Source organism: Fodinibius sp. (assembly GCF_041642155.1).
Classification (GTDB): Bacteria; Bacteroidota; Rhodothermia; order Balneolales; family Balneolaceae; genus Fodinibius.
The window spans coordinates 1-18364 of the sequence record NZ_JBEPWZ010000037.1; the positions used below are offsets into that span (position 1 = coordinate 1).

The following is an 18364-nucleotide window of genomic DNA, read 5'->3' on the forward strand; positions in this document are numbered from 1 at the left end:
TGGTGCTTATTATCGGTGCCAACGATGTGGTTAATCCGGCTGCCAAGACGTCCAAGGGCAGTCCTATTTACGGCATGCCTATCCTGGATGTGGATGAAGCGAAACGTACGATTGTCTTCAAACGGAGTCTGAGTCCCGGTTTCGCCGGCATCGACAACGCCTTGTTTTATGAAGAATCCAACCAGATGTTCTTCGGTGATGCCAAAAAAACCCTGCAGGATCTCTCGCAGGCCCTGAATGAGGTATGATTCAGGTTGACACGTTGGTACATTGACATTTGGCCGATACAGCTTTAGGATACGGGATAACGACGGATACCGGGAGGATAACGCGGGGACACGGGGTCCCGACTAATTAAATTCTACACACCCTTGGGTAGGCTGGTATACGGCTGCAGACTGCTGATAAACCAACTTGCCGCCCAGGTGACCGACATAGCCTAAAAATCCACAGCCGGAAATTAGCAAAATAGCTAATCCTGTTCGCAGGTATTTTATATCTAAAAAATTGAGGTAACTTTTTTTTGCTAACCAGTCAACCACAACAAAAGCTGAAAAAAGATATCCTACGGTATAAGCAAATCGCTCGTGATCTTTTGCAACCGTCGGATCACACAGAGAGCGTGCCACCTGTCCGTCTGCAAGCAGCCCGGTGTAAACCGCAATCCAGGCCCCAATCACACCTATAAATATCATAAGCCTGGAAGCGGGCCTCAAAAAGGAATATCGCTTATGGAGGAAGAGGCTGCTCAACCAGAGAATAGTTCCAATAAGAAGCAGCGCTACCGGTATATGTACAACGGACGGGTGGATCAGCTCCACCCGCCACATGCTTAACGGCTCCTGCATATTACTGTTGGGTTTTATTCAAGAATTTCTACTCTCAGAGGATCCAGCCGCTGGCCCACCTTTTCAACTTCTACCCGCACTTCCTGTCCGGTAACAAGGCTGTCGAACGGCACTTCCGCACCCCCCTTGACCAATTCCGTTGATTCAATGAAATAGAGTTCAAGGGTTTTGTCATCTTCCGTTTGAACATAGATTTCGGATTCACCGGCATTTACTTCCTGAATGGTCCCCTCGTAGGTACCACTTTCAACCACATCCGTTGATTCCCCGCCGCATGCCACGAGCAACAGCATCACAGTTGCAATACTTCCGAGCTTAAGAAGAGTTTTCATAATAGATTATGATTATCGGTTTGTTCCAGTTTGTTTATTAGTCAATTGCAATACGTAAGTAAAATCAATTATTAAGGGCTCGGAATCAAATTTAAAACTACATTAGTCAAAACTTCCCACCGCTATATCATAAAAAATTTAATCCTGCTCTTTATCACGGCTGTATGTACGCATCGCCTTTAAAAAACAGAGGCTACCCAGCACGCTGCAGCAGCTGAAGATCAGCATTAACGCCCTGGCGGGACCGTAATGGCCGGTGAACACCGCATCCATGAGCCAGCCGGCCAGCGGGGGACCCACCCCAAAGCCGACGACACTGATTACAAAAAGATATAGTCCCCCTGCCAGTGCGCGCATATCGGGCTTCACCAGGTACTGCAGGATGGCCGCAGCAACGCCGTTATAGGACGAAGAGATCACATTGGCCAGCCCGATGAGCATAAACGCGGTGGAGGCCGAATCCGCAAAAAGCCCAAAATAATAGAGGGGAAGTCCCGCCAGCCCCGCAATGATCCCCATCACAAAACGGCGGGAGGCGTCCCATCGTGCGGCCATCCAGTCGGCCATTTTCCCGGAGGCCACCACACTCAGCCCCGTCGCCATCATAAACCAGCCGTACTGCGGCACCATCGAGCTCGCGCCGTGGATATCGGTGAGCACGATACCGATAAAGCCGAGGATGGTATATCCCGTGAAAGCCAGCAAAGAAAAGCCCAAAAAATGATATCGCACCGTTTTTTTGCGGAGAATATACCCTACAACCTCCCGAAAACTCCTCCCCGTATCATAACGACTGCTGCCCCGGATAATGCCCCGCGGGAACTCCCGTATCACCAGCCAGGCTATGGCGGCTAGCAGCAGGCCGGGCGCCCCGACCACCCGTAACGCCATACGCCAGTCGTAGGCCTGGGCTACAGCGCCGCCCCCCAGGAACGCTACGCCGATGCCCACAAAGATGCCGCCGGCGTATATAGAGAAAACCGTGCCCCGCTGCGAGGGGCGAAAATAATCGGACAGCAGGGAATACACAGCCGGACTCAGGGCCGACTCACTGATGCCCACGAAAAAACGGGCGACCATCAGGAACGTTAGAGAAGCCGCATATCCGCTGACAAAGGTCATCAAGCTCCAGACCAGCAGTCCCCCCACAATCATTGCCCTGCGGGAATAGATATCCGCCATCCGTCCCATGGGTATACCACAGACGGCGTAAACCAGTGAAAAGGCGGTGCCGTACAGCAGCCCCACCTGGAAATTACTGAGTGACAGTTCCTGCTGAATCTGGGGGGCCAGCACCGCAATAACCTGCCGGTCCACGAAGCTGGATATATAGATCAGGGTCAGAAGACCCAGGACCCCCCAGGCATAGGGACTCGAGACCAACTGTTTGGCCTGTTTTTTTGTTATAGGCATTTAATGTTTTTTTATTGAAACACAAAGAACCGGAAATATTACCTCGAAATCCACTTCGATAATTATCGAAACGGGCAAAATTTCCTATTGTATTCCTGCTTACTCTTTTTGATTTTAAGCACCTAATGACAACCGATTTATCGCATGCCCAAAGTAAAACTGTACGACGATTTACCCAAGCTTCCCAAAAAATCCGATCAACAAAAGGCGCGCGCCCGCGAAATCCTGAACGCCCTGTACGAGCACTATCCCGATCCTTACTGCGCCCTGGATCATCGCAATGCATTTGAGCTGCTCTGTGCGACCATCTTAAGCGCACAGTGCACGGATGTGCGGGTCAACAAAGTGACCCCGGAACTGTTTGAGGCCTATCCCACGCCCGAAGCCATGGCCGAGGCGCCCATACAGGAGCTCGAAGAACTGGTGCGTTCCACCGGCTTTTACCGCAACAAAGCAAAGGCCCTGAAAACCTCCTCCCAAATTATTACGGAAAAACACGGCGGGGAAGTCCCCCGAACGATGGCTGACCTGCTGGAGCTTTTTGGCGTGGCCCGGAAAACCGCCAACGTGGTGCTGGGCAATGCCTTTAATATTAATGTGGGCGTTGTCGTAGATACGCATGTGCGCCGGTTTGCCAATCGCTATGGACTCACCGAGGAGGAAAAGAACACAGACAAAATCGAACGCGATCTGATGGCCCTGTTTCCAAGAGAGTCATGGACGGACCTCTCCCACCTGATCATCCATCACGGTCGCAATGCCTGCAAAGCCCGTTTTTCAGAGCCGCCGGACCATCCCGTGTGCAAAAAATATGGTATAAACTGCAAATGCCAGCAGATGAGAAAGGAATAACAGGCAAAGCGCCCAACTCTGATTCTGCGGATGACCACATAAACAGAAACCGGAATCGTATTCTCTTTATTACATGATTTTCTTTCTTTGCTGCGCGCCTCAATGATACAACAAAAATTAAGCTCTATGAGTATCGATAATTTTTTCAGTTCAAAAACCAAGCCTATTCCTCCACTCCGGCCCGACCTGGATATTATTCCCATCCGGGATAACGGCAACGCCTACTTGTACTTTCACGACCAGCGCCAATATGCTACCCCTGACTTAGCTCTTCGCCACGAGGTTGAATCGTTGCTCTCGCTTATTGACGGCCGCAAGAGCATTAACGACCTGGAACCGTATTTGGGAGAGAATATCAACAAGGATGAACTATTGGAGTTTATCAAATTCCTGGATAAAAACAGGCTCCTCCATTCCGACTATTTCAAAACATTTGCGGATAACACTGAAGCCAGGTACGAAGAGCGATCCGTCCATTCCTCCGTCACCGCCGGACGTTCTTATCCCTCCGATCCGGACGAGCTGACAGCTTTGCTTGATAACGCTTTTGCCGGCTGTGATGAACCCACAGCCAGCGGGTCCCAGGGACCTCCCAGGGCCCTATACGCACCCCATATCGATCCCCAGGTAGCACTGAATCGTTATGCGGAAGCGTTTGCTCCCATCAGGGACATAAGACCCAGGCGGGTTGTTGTTTTAGCAACCGCTCACTACGCGGGGTTGTACCCGGAACTCTATGAAGATCACCCCTTTATTTTAGTGAACAAGGATTTCGAACTTCCGCTGGGAACGGTCAGGTGCGACCGGGAAACCATCAAAAAGTTCAGCGGCACCAGCGATTTCGGCATAACGCTCCGCGACCGCGCCCACCGGATGGAACACAGCATTGAACTGCACCTGCTCTTTCTCAGCTACCTCTGGAAACACGATTTTACGGTGGTCCCCTTTCTGGTTTCGGGCCTGCAGGAACTGATGTATATGAAAGAGGGGTATCAACAGACCCTGGTCGACCGTTTCTCAACGCTACTGGCGGATAGATTTGCAGAAGACGGGGAAACGTTTTTCCTGATCAGCGGCGACCTCTCCCACTTCGGCAGGAAATTCGGCGATGCTGACGCCGCCACCGCCATGATTGAAGATGTGGAGGACTTCGATGAGCAGTTCCTGGAGTACGGGGTCAGGAATGATCCTTCCGGCATGCTGCAACTGCTCGCAGAGGATCTGGATCCGTACCGCATTTGTGGATTTCCCCCGCTCTATACCTTCCTGAAAAGCATGCCCGGTTTGACAGGAACCATGCTAAACTATGACCTGTGGGACGAGCGTGAAAGAGAAAGCGCCGTCACTTTCGGTTCTATTCTCTATTCTACTTAATGAAAAATAAAAGAAGCCTTTACAAACCCGTTCTTTTGGCCAATGTCGGCGTTATGAGTCGGTTAAAATCCTCATATATGGGCGATATGCTGCGACTGCAACCTCCCTCTGGCCTTGACCTTTCCCGATGCTTCGGGACTGGTTTTTCAAAGACTTTTAAAAATTAAAAATCGTCGGCTTCTATAGCTATCATTTTTAATTGAGTGATTTTTCATTTTTAATTTATCACTCCATGATCTCCATCTTTTCGGCGAAGTAGGCCGTAAAATCGCGCATATCCTCGGCCATGGACTCTTCTTCTGTGGAATTTTCCAGGGTTTCGGCCATTGTGACCAGTGTTTGATGAAAGAAAACTTTCATCTCCTCTTTGGTCATCTCCTTGGTCCACAAGTCCAGCCGCAGCGTATCCTGCTTTTCCGGATCCCACATCGAGAGAAACATCGCCTTACAGTTTGCGATCCCCTCACCGGCCTTGTCCGTGGCATTCCAGTCGATTTTTTCCGGGATATTGTTGTCATCCAGTTCTACCGTGATACTGATTTCTTTTTTGTTCTGGGCCATGCTTTAACTAATTCTTGGACTTTTTGTGCAATAGGATCTCCTGTTCCCTTCGAGGTCAATCAGGGGTTCACCGTCTTTGGCCTTTTAGCCGCAGTGATGGCGAAAACAATAGTCTATAATAATATAAAAGGGTATAGTAGTGAAGCAAACACCTTCGAGAGGATACTCTCGAAGAAGCTTCAGCCAGTACATTTTAATTTTATCATTAAAAAAGGCATCGATTCCAGCCGCTAAAGGCCTATTAAAAAGGCCTCATCCATCGATATACAATGAATGAGGCCATCAATATCCATGTTATATGCTTTTAGTAGCGATAGTGTTCGGGCTTGTAGGGTCCCTCTTTGGGGACATCAATATATTCCGCCTGCTCATCCGTCAACTCTTCGAGCTCGACCCCAATCTTCTTGAGGTGCAGCCGCGCTACCTTTTCATCCAGGTCCTTCGGCAGTACGCTTACGCTCAGGTCAAAATCTTCCGGCCGATTCCAGAGCGCAATCTGTGCCAGTGTCTGGTTGGTAAAGCTGTTCGACATCACAAATGACGGGTGTCCCGTAGCATTTCCCAGATTCATCAGGCGTCCCTCTGAAAGCAGAATCACTTCTTTGCCGTCTTCCAGCCGGAAGAGGTCCACCTGCGGCTTGATATTATCGCGGTCGGCATGTTCTTTGAGCCAGGCCACATCAATTTCATTATCAAAATGACCGATGTTCCCGACAATCGCCTTGTCTTTCATCATCCTGAAATGGCGAGCGGTAATAATATCCTTATTGCCGGTGGCGGTCACCACAATATCCGCTTCTTTGACGGCATCATCCATTTTCTTGACTTCGTAACCGTCCATCGCCGCCTGCAGGGCGCAGATGGGGTCGATTTCCGTAACTATCACGCGGGCACCGCCGCCGCGCAGGGAAGCGGCCGAGCCTTTTCCCACGTCTCCGTAGCCGGCGACAACAGCGACCTTACCGGCCAGCATGATATCAGTAGCCCGCTTAACAGCATCGACGCATGATTCCCGGCAGCCGTATTTATTATCGAATTTCGACTTGGTGACCGAGTCGTTAACATTTATGGCCGGAGCGCCAAGCGTTCCCTCCTTGGCCATTTTGTACAGGCGGTTCACGCCCGTGGTCGTTTCTTCTGAGATCCCGCGAACACCCTCAAGTAATTCGGGATACTCCTCATGAACCAGCTGAGTGAGGTCTCCACCGTCATCCAGAATCATGTTCAACGGCTCTCCGTCTTCAAAAAGAAGCGTCTGCTCCACGCACCACCAGTACTCTTCTTCGGTTTCACCCTTCCAGGCGTATACCGGAACACCACTGTCTGCGATAGCAGCCGCAGCGTGATCTTGCGTGGAAAAGATGTTACAGGACGACCATTGAACCTCTGCCCCCAGCTCTACCAGGGTTTCTATAAGAACGGCGGTTTGTACCGTCATATGGAGGCAACCGGCGATGCGGGCGCCCTTTAATGGTTGCTGTTCGGCATATTCTTCACGCAGAGCGATCAGCCCGGGCATCTCTGCTTCCGCCAGGCGAATCTCTTTGCGGCCGTAATCGGCCAGGCCAATGTCTTTTACTTTATAGGGTAGTTTCTCTTTTACCTTCTGTGCCATGAAAATCCGTACTTGGTTATGTTAAATTTCATCTGTTAAAATACGGCTTTATGCCGCCTGATTCAATTCGAAGTCATAAAGGGATCGGTTTATCAGGAGGCCCTGAATAACCATAACTTCTGTGATTCCCGGCGAAGGATCTCCTGCATATTTTACCCGCTCTTCTAAAAAATGGGATCCTTCAACCGCGTTCAGGGTGACAAATCGGCTTTTGTACAATACTAAAGCCTGAGCGATTGGGCAAAACAACGGTTTTTTTGAAAAACCCCCTGTCAATGTGCATATCCATATAAATACAATTCGGTAAATATAGTAGGGTTATGTGAGGGCGTTTCAGGTCTCGCTTTTCGCTCCGTCCGACTTTTTATGCTTTTCAATAATTTCCTTTACCTTTTCGTAGTCCTGATCGGGACCATAGCTGCCCATAGACTTTTGGATGAAATTCCCTTCTGCATCCACATACAGCTTAAAGGGAATACCCTGCACGCCCACTTTTTCATGCAGCCCGTTTGAATCCATGAGGTACGTAAAATCATAATCATGCTCTTCGGCAAAAGCGCGTGCATCTTCTTTCGTATCCGTAAAGCCCGGCGTCACGGCCAATAAAACAAAATCATCGGTATATTCCTCCTGCAGCTTTTGGAGCGTGGGAAAGCTTGCCAAACAGGGCTTGCACCAGGTCTCCCATAAATCAATCATAACCACCTTGCCTTTGAAATCGGCAACGCTAACCGTATCGCCATCCAACGACGTAAAGGTGGCTTGTTCTACATAGTCCGCGGTAGACTGAGGTTCAGCCTGCTCTTTCTGGCTTGCCGACTCCGAATCTTCTCCGCCGCCGCAACCGGCAATAACTCCCGCCAGGAGAAGGGGCAACATTTTCTTAAACGCGCCAATGATCATATAATAACACCTGAAATTTTTATGAAAAGCCGGTTATAATTGATAACAAATGCATCCGTTTATTATTGCTCTAAAATAACCAATTATATGCAAAATTCCTGACCGAATAATCGGCACGCGGCCTTTTGATTTAACTCTACCGGCGGATTTTGTATCTTGGGCAGCCGTTAATAATAAATGCATTGCTAATTTTTGCTTCATGACATACGATTTTATCATTGTCGGGGCCGGCATTGTCGGGCTTTCAACCGCTTATAAACTTTCGGAGCGCTATCCGGGCCTGGATATCCTGGTCCTGGAAAAGGAAGACCGTGTCGCGGCCCACCAAACCGGTAATAATTCGGGGGTTATCCATTCGGGCATCTATTACAAACCGAACAGCTACCGCGCCAAAAATTGTGTGGACGGGCGGCACCAGCTGGTTGATTTCTGCCGGGAATATACCGTAGATTATGAAATCTGCGGCAAAGTGATTGTGGCCACCGAAGAGGAGGATATTCCGCGGCTGGATGATATTTTCAAAACCGGCCGGATTAATGAAATTGAAGGCATCCGAAAAATCGGGCCCCGCGAACTGGCGGAAATCGAACCGCATGCCCGCGGCGTACAAGCCATTCACGTGCCCTGTGCAGGCATCGTCGACTATGTGGGCGTCTGCAAGCAGCTGAAGCGGCTGATTGCAGAAAACGGGGGACAGCTACGCTTCGGGCAGGAGGTCCAACACATTACCAACATCAACAATGAAGGGGAACTCTCAGTCAGCACCGGCACCGACCGGTTTCGGGGCCGGTACCTGATAAACTGCGCCGGGCTGTACAGCGACCGTGTGGCCCAATCGGCGGGCATACGTCCCGATATCCAGATTGTGCCTTTCCGGGGCGAATATTTCGAGTTGAAACCGGAAGCCCGGCAACTTGTTAACGGGCTCATTTATCCGATGCCCAACCCGGCGTTCCCGTTCCTGGGCGTTCACTTTACAAAAATGACCACCGGCGCGGTGGAGTGCGGTCCCAATGCCGTTTTTGCCTTCAAACGCGAAGGCTACGACAAAATCTCCTTCGATCTCAACGAGACCATCGAAACCCTCAATTTTCCCGGCTTCTGGAAGCTGGCGAAACAGCACTGGAAAATGGGGCTTGATGAGTGGTACCGTTCCTTTTCCAAGCAGGCCTTTGTCAAGGGATTGCAGAAGCTCGTGCCGGCCATCCGTGCCGAACACCTGAGTGCTTCGCCTTCCGGGGTCCGGGCCATGGCCCTTAAACCGGACGGTGAAATCCTGAATGACTTCCGGTTCGAGGTCACCAAAAACGAAATCCACGTCCTCAATGCCCCGAGTCCTGCCGCTACGGCCGGACTTGCTATCGGAGATGAGATCGTCGCCCGGGCGGGGGACGCTTTTTCGCTCTAATAATCCTTTGCAAAACCCCTTCCAGGTTATTGGTCATACACTGCCCCGGCGGTATGCCGCCCCAGGCTTTGGTTCAACAACTATTGCGATGGGATAGCTGTTATTCCTTCTCCTTTCTGTGCACCGCCCCCGGTTCCGATCCTTTCCATAGATGGCTGATCGGATATTGCAACGGTTTTTTAATTTTTCGTTTTGCTATTGCCGGTTATTTGTTAGGTTTGGTTGGACGTATTTCTAACCCAAGACATACCATGATATCAACGGTGCCCAATCTTTTTGCCGACGAACAAACACGACGGCTCTATGCCACGGATGCCTCCAGCTATGAGGAAATGCCCAAGGCAGTAGCCTTTCCGGAAACCACACAGGAAATTATCGATATTGTTACCTACGCGCGGCAGCAAGGAATCTCCCTGACGGCGCGGGGGGCCGGCACCAGCCTTGCGGGACAGACGACCGGGGGTGGCATCGTGATGGATATCGGCCGCAACATGAACCGAATTATTTCCATTGACGCCCAAAAACAACAGGCGCGGGTTCAGCCGGGCGTCATCCGGGATACGCTCAACCGGGAAGCTTCCAAACACAACCTGCTCTTTGGTCCCGACACCGCAACAACCAACCGCTGTATGCTGGGCGGCATGATCGGTAATAACTCGTGCGGACTCTTTTCCATTAAACACAAAACCACCCGGGAGCATGTCCTCGAAATTGAGACTGTACTAAGCGACGGTTCCAAAGCAGTATTCAAGCCGCTGTCCGAGACCGAACTGGCGGCAAAAATGGAGCTTGACAGCCTGGAAGGGCAAATTTACCGGGAGATGACCGGGCTCCTCCGGGAACATAAGGATCGCATCCTGGCCAACTACCCTCACCCGGAGATCATCCGCCGCAATACCGGTTACGCGCTCGACCGGCTCTGTGAGATGCAGCCCTTTAGCGAGGGGGGGCGTCCCTTTAATCTGGCGGAGCTCCTGTGCGGTAGTGAAGGCACGCTGGCCGTGACCTCTTCGGCAAAAGTAAACCTGGTGACCGAAGACCCCGAGCACGTCATGCTGGTTCCTCATTTTTCCTCTATCCGCGCTGCAATGGAGGCAACGGTCGAAGCGGTTAAAATGGATCCCGCTGCGGTCGAGCTGGTCGATGATATTATCCTGAATGCCACAAAAGGCAATATTGAACAACAAAAAAATCGGTTTTTCCTGGATGGAGAGCCCAAAGGTATCCTGATTATCCAGTTCGATGGAATAAATGTCAGCCGGCTTAACGCAAAAGCGCGACTGCTTGCCGATAAGCTTCAGAAACTCAACCTTACCTCTTCCGCAGCCATTATTACGGACCCCGAAAAAATAGATCGCGTCTGGCAACTTCGGAAGGCCGGACTGGGACTGCTTATGGGACTGGGTTCCAAAGGACGAACCCCCACGTTCTGCGAAGATACGGCCGTTCGTGTGCCGGATCTGCCCGATTATGTGGATGATTTCCAGCAAATTCTTGATAAATATGACGCCAACTGCGTCTTTTATGCCCACGCTTCGGTGGGCGAACTGCACCTGCGTCCGGTCATCAATCTCAAGGTGAAAGATGAAATCCAAAAGATGAAAACGATGGCCGGAGAAATCGCCGATCTGGTCCGAAACTACCGTGGTTCGCTCTCCGGTGAGCACGGCGATGGGAGAGCGCGCGCACCGTACATAGAAAAAGTGCTGGGGCGCGAAATGATGCCGCTCCTGAAACAGGTGAAACATATCTGGGATCCTGAAAATATCTTCAATCCGGGCAAGATTGTGAATCCGAAGCCGATGGAACAGGACCTGCGCTACTCTCCTGCCTATCGTACGCCCGAAGTAGATACCCAGTTCAACTGGCGAAAAGAATTTAGTTTTGCCGATGCACTGGAGCTCTGCAACGGGGCGGGCGTCTGCCGCAAACTGGCCGACAGCGGCGGCACCATGTGTCCCTCTTACATGGCCACCCGGGAAGAAAAGGATTCCACGCGCGGGCGGGCCAACCTTTTCCGCCAGCTCTTTTCCGGCCGACAGAAAGAGGCCTTCCGGTCCGAGGAGCTGCGCGATGCCCTCGACCTCTGCCTCAGCTGCAAAGCCTGCAAAAGCGAATGTCCCGCCAATGTGGATATGGCCCGCATGAAAGCCGAGTTTATGCAGGGGTGGCACGAGGAAAAAGGCATCACCCCCGGGGAACGCTTCTTTGGCCAGGCCGCCCGGCTCTATCCCCTGGCCGGCAAGTGGCCCCGGCTTTCCAACTGGGTGATACGGCAGCCGGCCGTCAAGGAAGTGCTGCAGCAGTGGCTCGGCATTGACAAGCGAAGGGATCTCCCCGCTTTTGCCTCCGAACCATTTATGGAATGGTATCGGAAACACAGCACGTCATCCGCCCGCCGCCCGCGCAGCTCGGCGCAGGGTAATGATCTTCAATCCCTTCCGGAGTCCCTTTCCGGCGGGGGACAGGAGGTGGTGCTTCTCATCGATATTTTTACCAATTACCACGACCCGGGGATTGCCAGGGCGGCCGTTCGCTTTCTGGAGGCTACGGGTCACGAGGTGATCATTCCCGGTTTCCATGAGTTGGGACGTCCCCAACTCTCCAAGGGGATGGTCAAGCACGCCAAAAAGGTGCTCGACCAAAACCTGCCCCGGCTTACAACCTATGCCAACCGCGGCTATCCGATCGTCGGACTGGAACCTTCCGAGATATTGACGCTCCGGGATGAGTACCTGGACCTGTGTGACGACGAGCAATTAGCCTCCGCTAAAAAGGTGGCAAAACAGAGTTTTACGTTCGAGGAGTTCGCCCGGGGGGTTTTATCTTCATCCGTATCAAAAACCATTTTTACTCCATCCCAACAACGCAAGGTATATATCCACGGGCACTGCCACGCCAAGGCCCTGGTCGGAAACAGTGCAACCCGGCAGGCCCTGCAGCTGGCCGGCTATGAAACGGAAGTCTTACAGACCGGCTGTTGCGGGATGGCGGGCAGCTTCGGCTACGAGAAAGATCACTACGAGGTCTCCATGAATATCGGAGAGCTCACCCTTTTCCCTGCAGTACGCTCCCTGCCCGAAGAGGTCCTGGTCTGCGCTCCGGGATTTTCATGCCGGCATCAAATCAGCGACGGGGTGCATAAGCGGGCCTGGCATCCGGCGGAACTTATTGCTGAGCGGTTGGGAATTGAGAATGAGGTAGTTTCCGCTCGCATTCGGTCGGCGAGCATGTGAGGATTATTCTCTTTAGATGTCTTTGCAAAACCGTTCTTTTGTCCAATCTCGGCGTTATGGGTCGGTTGAAATGCTCACATATGGGCTGTATGCTGCGATTCAAACCTCCCTCTGGCCTTGACCTTTCCCGATGCTTCGGGACTGGTTTTTCAAAAGCTTCTCATTGCTTATTGATTAATCGGTTATCAATAGCTTATTTACGACTGTATATCATTTTTTAACCATCTATTTAACTTCCCGGCTTATGAATTTTTCACGAAAGGATTTTCTGCGCACTTCTCTTCTTACCTCGGCGGGATTGCTGCCGGGCCTGCAAGCCTTTGGCAACGAAAACTCCCCGCACAATCGTCCGCATAGCCGCACGCAGGCGGATAGCGCCTGCAGTATCTCCATTTTCTCAAAGCACCTCCAGTGGCTGGACTATCCCGGGATGGCAAGGGTGGCGGCAGACACAGGATTCGACGGGGTGGACCTGACGGTACGTCCCGGGGGACACGTACTACCGGAACATGTTGAGCGGGACCTGCCCCGGGCGGTGGAGGCCGTCCGGGAAGCGGGACTCGAAGTCCATATGATCAGTACGGCTGTCGGAGATCCCGATGAGGAGCATACGGAAGCGATACTCAAGACAGCAAGCCAGCTGGACATCGGCCATTACCGCACCGACTGGTTTCCCTATGATGAAACCAAAAATGTTGCACAAAACCTGGAGGCGTTCACCTCGAAGCTGCGGCGGCTGGCGGAAATGAATAGCGCCTATGAGATTCAGGGCGACTATCAGAATCATGCCGGTACCAGCTTCGGATCGTCGATTTGGGACCTGTGGTTCGTTTTAAACGAAATGGATACCGAGTGGATCGGCTGCCAGTATGATATCAGGCATGCGACCGTCGAAGGGGCCAATTCGTGGCAAAATGGATTTTCCGCGATACATCCCTATATCGGCACCCTCGATATCAAAGATTTTCACTGGGTAAAATCAGAGGGCAGGTGGCAGGAACAGAACGTCCCCCTCGGAGAAGGGATGGTCGACTTCCCAACGTATTTTGAACTGCTGAAAAAACAAAATGTGCAGGTCCCCATCTCCCTTCACTATGAGTATGACCTCGGGGGGGCCAACCATGGAGCCACTACGCTCAATATAGACCGGGAAGAGGTCCTGGCCGCTTTCCGGAGAGACCTCAGGCTCCTCGACCGCTGGCTCCGGGACGCCGGGCTGGAAAGAGAGTAATATGCGGAATTCTTAATTCCGGGTCCCCGGGCCTGCAGAAGAAGGGTTCTGGCATCGTCAACTAACGTAACAAATCGTTCTGAATGGTGTTTCCCCATAATACTATGATTTAGCATGCTGCAGATCTACGCGGTTTCAGGTTTACCTCCTTCACCAAAATCTTGTACACAAAATGCGAACATCCGTTCAAGCCTCAAGGCATGAATGTGTCCACCCGCGGGCGGCGGTCGATTGATGGGAGGGATGATGTATGGTATATCCAACCTCATGCCAATCTGCGTCTAATTGGAAAAGGTATTTTTTTCGATCAGCTCGCGGGCGCTGGTAAGCGTGGAATCGGTGATCATTTCGCCGCTCATCAGGGTGGCGACTTCGCGAATATGTTCATTGTCATCCAGTGGCACAATTTGCGAAACCGTGCGCCCGTTGCTTTCCACTTTCCGGACTTTATAGTGCCTGTGGGCCTGACTGGCAATCTGGGGCTGATGTGTAATCGCTATAATCTGGCACTTCTTCGAAAGCCGCCGCATCGTCCGTCCCACTTTCTCCGAAATTTCCCCGCTGATGCCCGTATCAATCTCGTCAAAAATCATGACCGGCAGACTTTGCTCACGGGCGATAATCGACTTCAACGCCAGCATCACCCGGCTGATCTCCCCGCCGGAGGCGATCTTTGCCAGCGGCTTGGGCTCTTCCCCTTTGTTGGTGGATATAAAAAGCCGAATATCGTCACAGCCGTGCTCGGTGCATTCGACCCGCCGTTCGTCAATGGTTATCCATCCACGCTCCTCCGAGGCGATCATCCAATCCACCCGCACGTCGAAATCAGCGTGCGGGATGCCCATATCTTCCAGCTCCTCTTCGATCTGCTTGCTGATCTTTATACCCGTTTTTCGGCGGACCTCATGCAGTTCTTTGGCCGCTTCGGCCAGCGATTCGGCCTGTTCACCGATCTGCACTTCGATCTTCTCAATTTCGAGGTCAAAATTTTCGGCCAGGCTCAGCTCTTCGCGTATCTCCTGCAGGTATTCGATCATTTCGGGTATCGTGCGATGATATTTCTTTCGCAGCCTGTTCAGCTCATGTTGCCGGCTGCGTAGCTTCTCCAATCTATTGGGATTAAATTCAATGCTGCTCCGGTATCGCTCGGCAAATTGGACGGTTTCCTGGATGGTGATACGCGCCGAGTTAATCTCTTCGAGGTAATTTTCGAAGTCGGGCTCAATCCGGGCAATATCCTCAAGATGCAGCTTGATCCGGTTCAGCAGGTCCACCACATTCAGCTCATCCTCCCGGCCGATCTTCACAATGGAAGCCGCTTTCTGATCCAGCTCTTCCGCATTATCCAGCAGGTGCATTTCGTTTTCCAGCTCCTCCTCTTCGTGGGGATCGAGCTCAGCCTCCTCCAGCTCCTGTACCTGGAAGCGGTAGAGTTCGACCTTCTCCTGCAGCTCACGCTCTCGCTTCCTGAGCTTTTGCAGCTTCCTCCGCAGTCCCAGCATCTGCTCATACTCCCGCCGGTAGGCCTCCAGTTTCGGGCCCACGTCTTCAAACCCATCCACAACTCCGCGGTGGTTCTCCTCTTTCAGCAGCAGCTGATGATCGTGCTGCCCGTGCAGGTCCACCAAAAAATTGCCTACCTGCTTCAGCACGGAAATGGTCACGGGCGTATCATTGATAAAGGCCCGGCTGCCGGATGACCGTATCTCTCTGCGTAAAATCAGTTCCCTGCGCAGTTCTACCGCATGTTCATCGAGCAGGGATTCAAACATCCCGTGGTCATCGATCTTCAGAATAGCTTCGGCAATCGCTTTGTCGGCGCCCTGTCGTATCACTTCGGTATCCGCGCGTTCCCCCAGGATCATATTCAGGGCCCCGATGATGATGGACTTCCCGGCCCCGGTCTGTCCCGTCAGGATGTTGAGCCCTTCCCGGAAGGAGACTTCCAGCTCGTCAATCAGGGCAAAATCTTTTATATACAGCGATTGTATCATAGCCACCTGTTTTTTAATTAACGCCTCAATGTACAAAGCAACAGACAGAAGTTCTGCATTCCGCCGAATAAAATCCCCCAGGCCGCTTGTTTTGTTGCGCAAAAGCAGTTAATTCGTTACGCTTCGATTGAATGGAAACAAATTCTTTCTGCTATGAAACGCCTGGCTGTGTTTACAACGATCATCTTGATACTCTCTTGCACGGGTCTGCTTGCCCAACAACTTCCCTCAATTAGCGAAAAAACGCAAGGTCTCGACCAAAAAGAAGGCTTTTTTACCTATTACTGGGATGAAGCGGGGGGACAACTGTTGCTGGAAGTGGACGCCGGCCGGCTCAATACACAGTTTCTGTATGTCAATTCCCTTACGGCCGGACTCGGTTCCAATGATATTGGCCTGGATCGTAACCAGCTGGGAGACACGCGCATTGTCTATTTTGAACGGCGGGGACCCAAGGTGTTGATGGTGCAGCCGAACTACGCCTACCGGGCAATCACCGAAAATCAAAAGGAAAAACAGTCGGTGCGCGATGCTTTTGCGCAGTCGGTCTTATGGGGATTTGAAATCGTATCCGAACAAAGCGGGCGTTTGCTGATCGATATCACCGGCTTTTTATTGCGGGATGCCCATAATGTTACCGGGCGACTGCGCTCCCGCAATGAAGGAGCATACAGCATTGATGAATCCCGCTCTGCCGTCTACCCGGAGGGGACGATGAACTTTCCGAAGAACAGCGAATTTGAGGCTACCCTGACATTCACAACCGACGATCCGGGAGACCAGGTCCGATCCGTGGCCCCTACCCCCCGGGCCGTTACGCTCCGCCAGCACCATTCTTTTGTGGAACTGCCGGACAATCAATTCGAACCGCGCCCCTTCGACCCGCGCGCCGGCTACTCCGCCGTCAGCTACCAGGACTACAGCACCCCGATCCCCGCGCCCCTGACCAAGCGTTTTATTACGAGACACCGGCTCAAAAAGAAAGATCCCGGTGCCGCCATGAGCGAACCGGTGGAACCGATTATCTATTACCTGGATCCCGGCACGCCCGAACCTGTTCGCGGCGCCCTCCGCGACGGGGCGCGCTGGTGGAACGAGGCGTTCGAAGCGGCCGGCTACAAAAATGCGTTCCGGGTCGAAGTACTACCCGACAGCGCCCATCCCCTGGATGTGCGCTACAATATGATCAACTGGGTGCACCGGTCCACCCGGGGCTGGTCGTACGGCAGCTCGGTCGTCGATCCGCGGACGGGAGAAATCATCAAGGGACACGTGCTGCTGGGTTCGCTGCGCGTGCGACAGGATTACCTGATTGCAGAGGGACTCCTTTCGCCTTATAAAACGGGACTGAACTACGATGAAGAGAATAACCCCATGCTGGAAATGGCCCTGGCCCGTATCCGCCAGCTGTCCGCCCACGAAGTGGGACACACGCTGGGGCTGACCCACAACTTTGCGGCCAGCGGCAACGACCGTGCTTCCGTCATGGATTACCCCGCGCCGAAAGTCGATATTGCGCCCGACAGCACGCTGGATCTGCAGAACGCCTACGATACCGGCATCGGGGAGTGGGACAAGATAGCGATCACCTATGGCTATAAAGATCTCCCGGCGACGGCCGACAAGGAAGCAGCTTTGAATGAGGTCGTAACGTCGGCCACCGACCAGGGCCTCCACTTTATCTCCGACGCCGATGCACGTCCCCCGGGCGGGGCCCATCCCATGGCTCACCTGTGGGACAACGGCGCTGATCCGGTCCGGCAGCTGGATCATGTGATGGACGTGCGGGCCCTTGCTCTGGAGAATTTCTCCGAATCCGCCATCCCGCAAGGTATCCCGATGGCTGCGCTGGAGGACGCGCTGGTGCCCATTTACCTCTATCACCGCTACCAGATAGAAGGCACGGCCAAACTGATCGGGGGACTGAATTACAGCTACAATGTGCGTGGGGACGGTCAGCCGGGCCCCAAACCGGTAGCCGATTCGCTGCAGCGAGCCGCACTCGATGCCATGCTGACCACAATCTCGCCCGAGGCGCTGGAGATGCCCGATCATATTACGACTCTCATTCCCCCGCGTCCCCCGGGCTATCACGATTCCCGCGAGCTGTTTAACAACCATACCGATCCGGCCTTCGACCCTTTGGGAGCAGCCGAAACGGCCGCAAATATGACAGCGGAGTTGTTAATGAATGAAAACAGGGCAGCGCGACTTGTGGAAGTCAAGGCCCGCGACAGCAGCAAGCTGGGACTGGGCGACCTGCTGGATCAGATTATTGCCGAAACCTGGCACGCCGATCCACGGGAGGGTTACCGGGATGCGATTCAGAATACCGTGAATCACGCCGTGTTGTACCAGATGATGCAGCTGGCTTCCAATGAAGATGCTTCCTCGCAGGTGCGGTCTGTCATCAACCTGAAGCTGGAAGCCCTGCGTGAGTGGATCAGGGAAGAGGCCGAGCAGCCGTCCCCAACGCAACAGCGGGCAGCCTCCCTGCTGTACGGTTACCGCCTGTTGCAGCAATTTACGGAGAAGGGTGAAATACTCACCCTCCCCGAGCCATTGCGTCCCCCGCCCGGCTCGCCTATTGGCAGCGG

Annotated in this window: 14 protein-coding genes; 7 read left to right on the top strand and 7 right to left on the bottom strand. The window is 52.7% G+C overall.

Translation table 11 applies throughout. From position 1 onward, the window contains the following. Positions 1-248: NAD(P)(+) transhydrogenase (Re/Si-specific) subunit beta (locus ACESLU_RS04075; protein ID WP_372635511.1), on the top strand; the 248-nt coding region annotated here is incomplete at its 5' end. A 102-nt stretch (positions 249-350) separates the two neighbouring features. Here the strand turns inward: ACESLU_RS04075 and ACESLU_RS04080 are convergent. From ACESLU_RS04080 to ACESLU_RS04090, 3 genes are all read right to left on the bottom strand, one after another. Further along, the gene (locus ACESLU_RS04080; RefSeq protein WP_372635514.1) at positions 351-848 is read right to left on the bottom strand and encodes a DUF2231 domain-containing protein; all 498 of its coding nucleotides are present in this window, start codon (positions 846-848) and stop codon (positions 351-353) included. A 14-nt stretch (positions 849-862) separates the two neighbouring features. Beyond that, on the bottom strand, positions 863-1180 hold the full coding sequence (locus ACESLU_RS04085) for a hypothetical protein (RefSeq protein WP_372635517.1): 318 nt from the start codon (positions 1178-1180) through the stop codon (positions 863-865). A 138-nt stretch (positions 1181-1318) separates the two neighbouring features. Continuing rightward, on the bottom strand, positions 1319-2593 hold the full coding sequence (locus ACESLU_RS04090) for a spinster family MFS transporter (RefSeq protein WP_372635520.1): 1275 nt from the start codon (positions 2591-2593) through the stop codon (positions 1319-1321). Between the two features lie 144 nt (positions 2594-2737). On the opposite strand from ACESLU_RS04090, the gene nth reads away from it, so the two are divergent. Both nth and amrB read left to right on the top strand, forming a co-directional pair. Further along, a complete protein-coding gene (nth, locus tag ACESLU_RS04095) occupies positions 2738-3445 on the top strand; it encodes an endonuclease III (RefSeq protein WP_372635522.1) in 708 nt (235 codons plus the stop codon). Positions 3446-3571: 126 nt separating this feature from the next. Beyond that, positions 3572-4819, top strand: coding sequence for an AmmeMemoRadiSam system protein B (gene amrB / locus ACESLU_RS04100; protein WP_372635525.1), 1248 nt, complete (start codon positions 3572-3574; stop codon positions 4817-4819). Positions 4820-5044: 225 nt separating this feature from the next. Here the strand turns inward: amrB and gldC are convergent, their stop codons facing one another. The 3 genes from gldC to ACESLU_RS04115 form a co-directional block, all read right to left on the bottom strand. Beyond that, positions 5045-5380 (bottom strand): gliding motility protein GldC, encoded by a 336-nt coding sequence (gldC, locus tag ACESLU_RS04105; RefSeq protein WP_372635528.1) that lies wholly within the window; start codon positions 5378-5380, stop codon positions 5045-5047. Positions 5381-5684: 304 nt separating this feature from the next. Beyond that, a complete protein-coding gene (gene ahcY / locus ACESLU_RS04110) occupies positions 5685-6995 on the bottom strand; it encodes an adenosylhomocysteinase (protein ID WP_372635531.1) in 1311 nt (436 codons plus the stop codon). Positions 6996-7328: 333 nt separating this feature from the next. Continuing rightward, a complete protein-coding gene (locus tag ACESLU_RS04115; RefSeq protein WP_372635533.1) occupies positions 7329-7898 on the bottom strand; it encodes a TlpA family protein disulfide reductase in 570 nt (189 codons plus the stop codon). 199 nt (positions 7899-8097) lie between these two features. Between ACESLU_RS04115 and lhgO the strand changes: the two genes are divergently transcribed. The 3 genes from lhgO (at position 8098) to ACESLU_RS04130 (ending at position 13773) form a co-directional block, all read left to right on the top strand. Then, a complete protein-coding gene (gene lhgO, locus ACESLU_RS04120) occupies positions 8098-9306 on the top strand; it encodes an L-2-hydroxyglutarate oxidase (RefSeq protein ID WP_372635536.1) in 1209 nt (402 codons plus the stop codon). A 251-nt stretch (positions 9307-9557) separates the two neighbouring features. Continuing rightward, on the top strand, positions 9558-12542 hold the full coding sequence (locus ACESLU_RS04125) for an FAD-binding and (Fe-S)-binding domain-containing protein (RefSeq protein WP_372635540.1): 2985 nt from the start codon (positions 9558-9560) through the stop codon (positions 12540-12542). A gap of 244 nt (positions 12543-12786) precedes the next feature. Next, entirely contained in the window at positions 12787-13773 is a 987-nt protein-coding gene (locus ACESLU_RS04130) for a sugar phosphate isomerase/epimerase family protein (RefSeq protein ID WP_372635543.1), read from the top strand. A gap of 281 nt (positions 13774-14054) precedes the next feature. Here ACESLU_RS04130 and recN read toward each other — a convergent pair whose 3' ends face one another. Next, positions 14055-15767 carry a DNA repair protein RecN gene (gene recN / locus ACESLU_RS04135; RefSeq protein WP_372635545.1) on the bottom strand — a complete coding sequence of 571 codons (1713 nt, stop codon included), beginning with the start codon at positions 15765-15767 and terminating at the stop codon, positions 14055-14057. Positions 15768-15920: 153 nt separating this feature from the next. On the opposite strand from recN, the gene ACESLU_RS04140 reads away from it, so the two are divergent. Beyond that, positions 15921-18364, top strand: a 2444-nt coding sequence (locus tag ACESLU_RS04140; RefSeq protein ID WP_372635548.1) for a zinc-dependent metalloprotease, incomplete at its 3' end; no start/stop codon positions are given.

Coding starts and splice junctions, on each gene's coding strand:
- ACESLU_RS04080 (WP_372635514.1), bottom strand. CDS start 848: ATGCAGGAGCCGTTAAGCATGTGGCGGGTGGAGCTGATCCACCCGTCC.
- ACESLU_RS04085 (WP_372635517.1), bottom strand. CDS start 1,180: ATGAAAACTCTTCTTAAGCTCGGAAGTATTGCAACTGTGATGCTGTTG.
- ACESLU_RS04090 (WP_372635520.1), bottom strand. CDS start 2,593: ATGCCTATAACAAAAAAACAGGCCAAACAGTTGGTCTCGAGTCCCTAT.
- nth (WP_372635522.1), top strand. CDS start 2,738: ATGCCCAAAGTAAAACTGTACGACGATTTACCCAAGCTTCCCAAAAAA.
- amrB (WP_372635525.1), top strand. CDS start 3,572: ATGAGTATCGATAATTTTTTCAGTTCAAAAACCAAGCCTATTCCTCCA.
- gldC (WP_372635528.1), bottom strand. CDS start 5,380: ATGGCCCAGAACAAAAAAGAAATCAGTATCACGGTAGAACTGGATGAC.
- ahcY (WP_372635531.1), bottom strand. CDS start 6,995: ATGGCACAGAAGGTAAAAGAGAAACTACCCTATAAAGTAAAAGACATT.
- ACESLU_RS04115 (WP_372635533.1), bottom strand. CDS start 7,898: ATGATCATTGGCGCGTTTAAGAAAATGTTGCCCCTTCTCCTGGCGGGA.
- lhgO (WP_372635536.1), top strand. CDS start 8,098: ATGACATACGATTTTATCATTGTCGGGGCCGGCATTGTCGGGCTTTCA.
- ACESLU_RS04125 (WP_372635540.1), top strand. CDS start 9,558: ATGATATCAACGGTGCCCAATCTTTTTGCCGACGAACAAACACGACGG.
- ACESLU_RS04130 (WP_372635543.1), top strand. CDS start 12,787: ATGAATTTTTCACGAAAGGATTTTCTGCGCACTTCTCTTCTTACCTCG.
- recN (WP_372635545.1), bottom strand. CDS start 15,767: ATGATACAATCGCTGTATATAAAAGATTTTGCCCTGATTGACGAGCTG.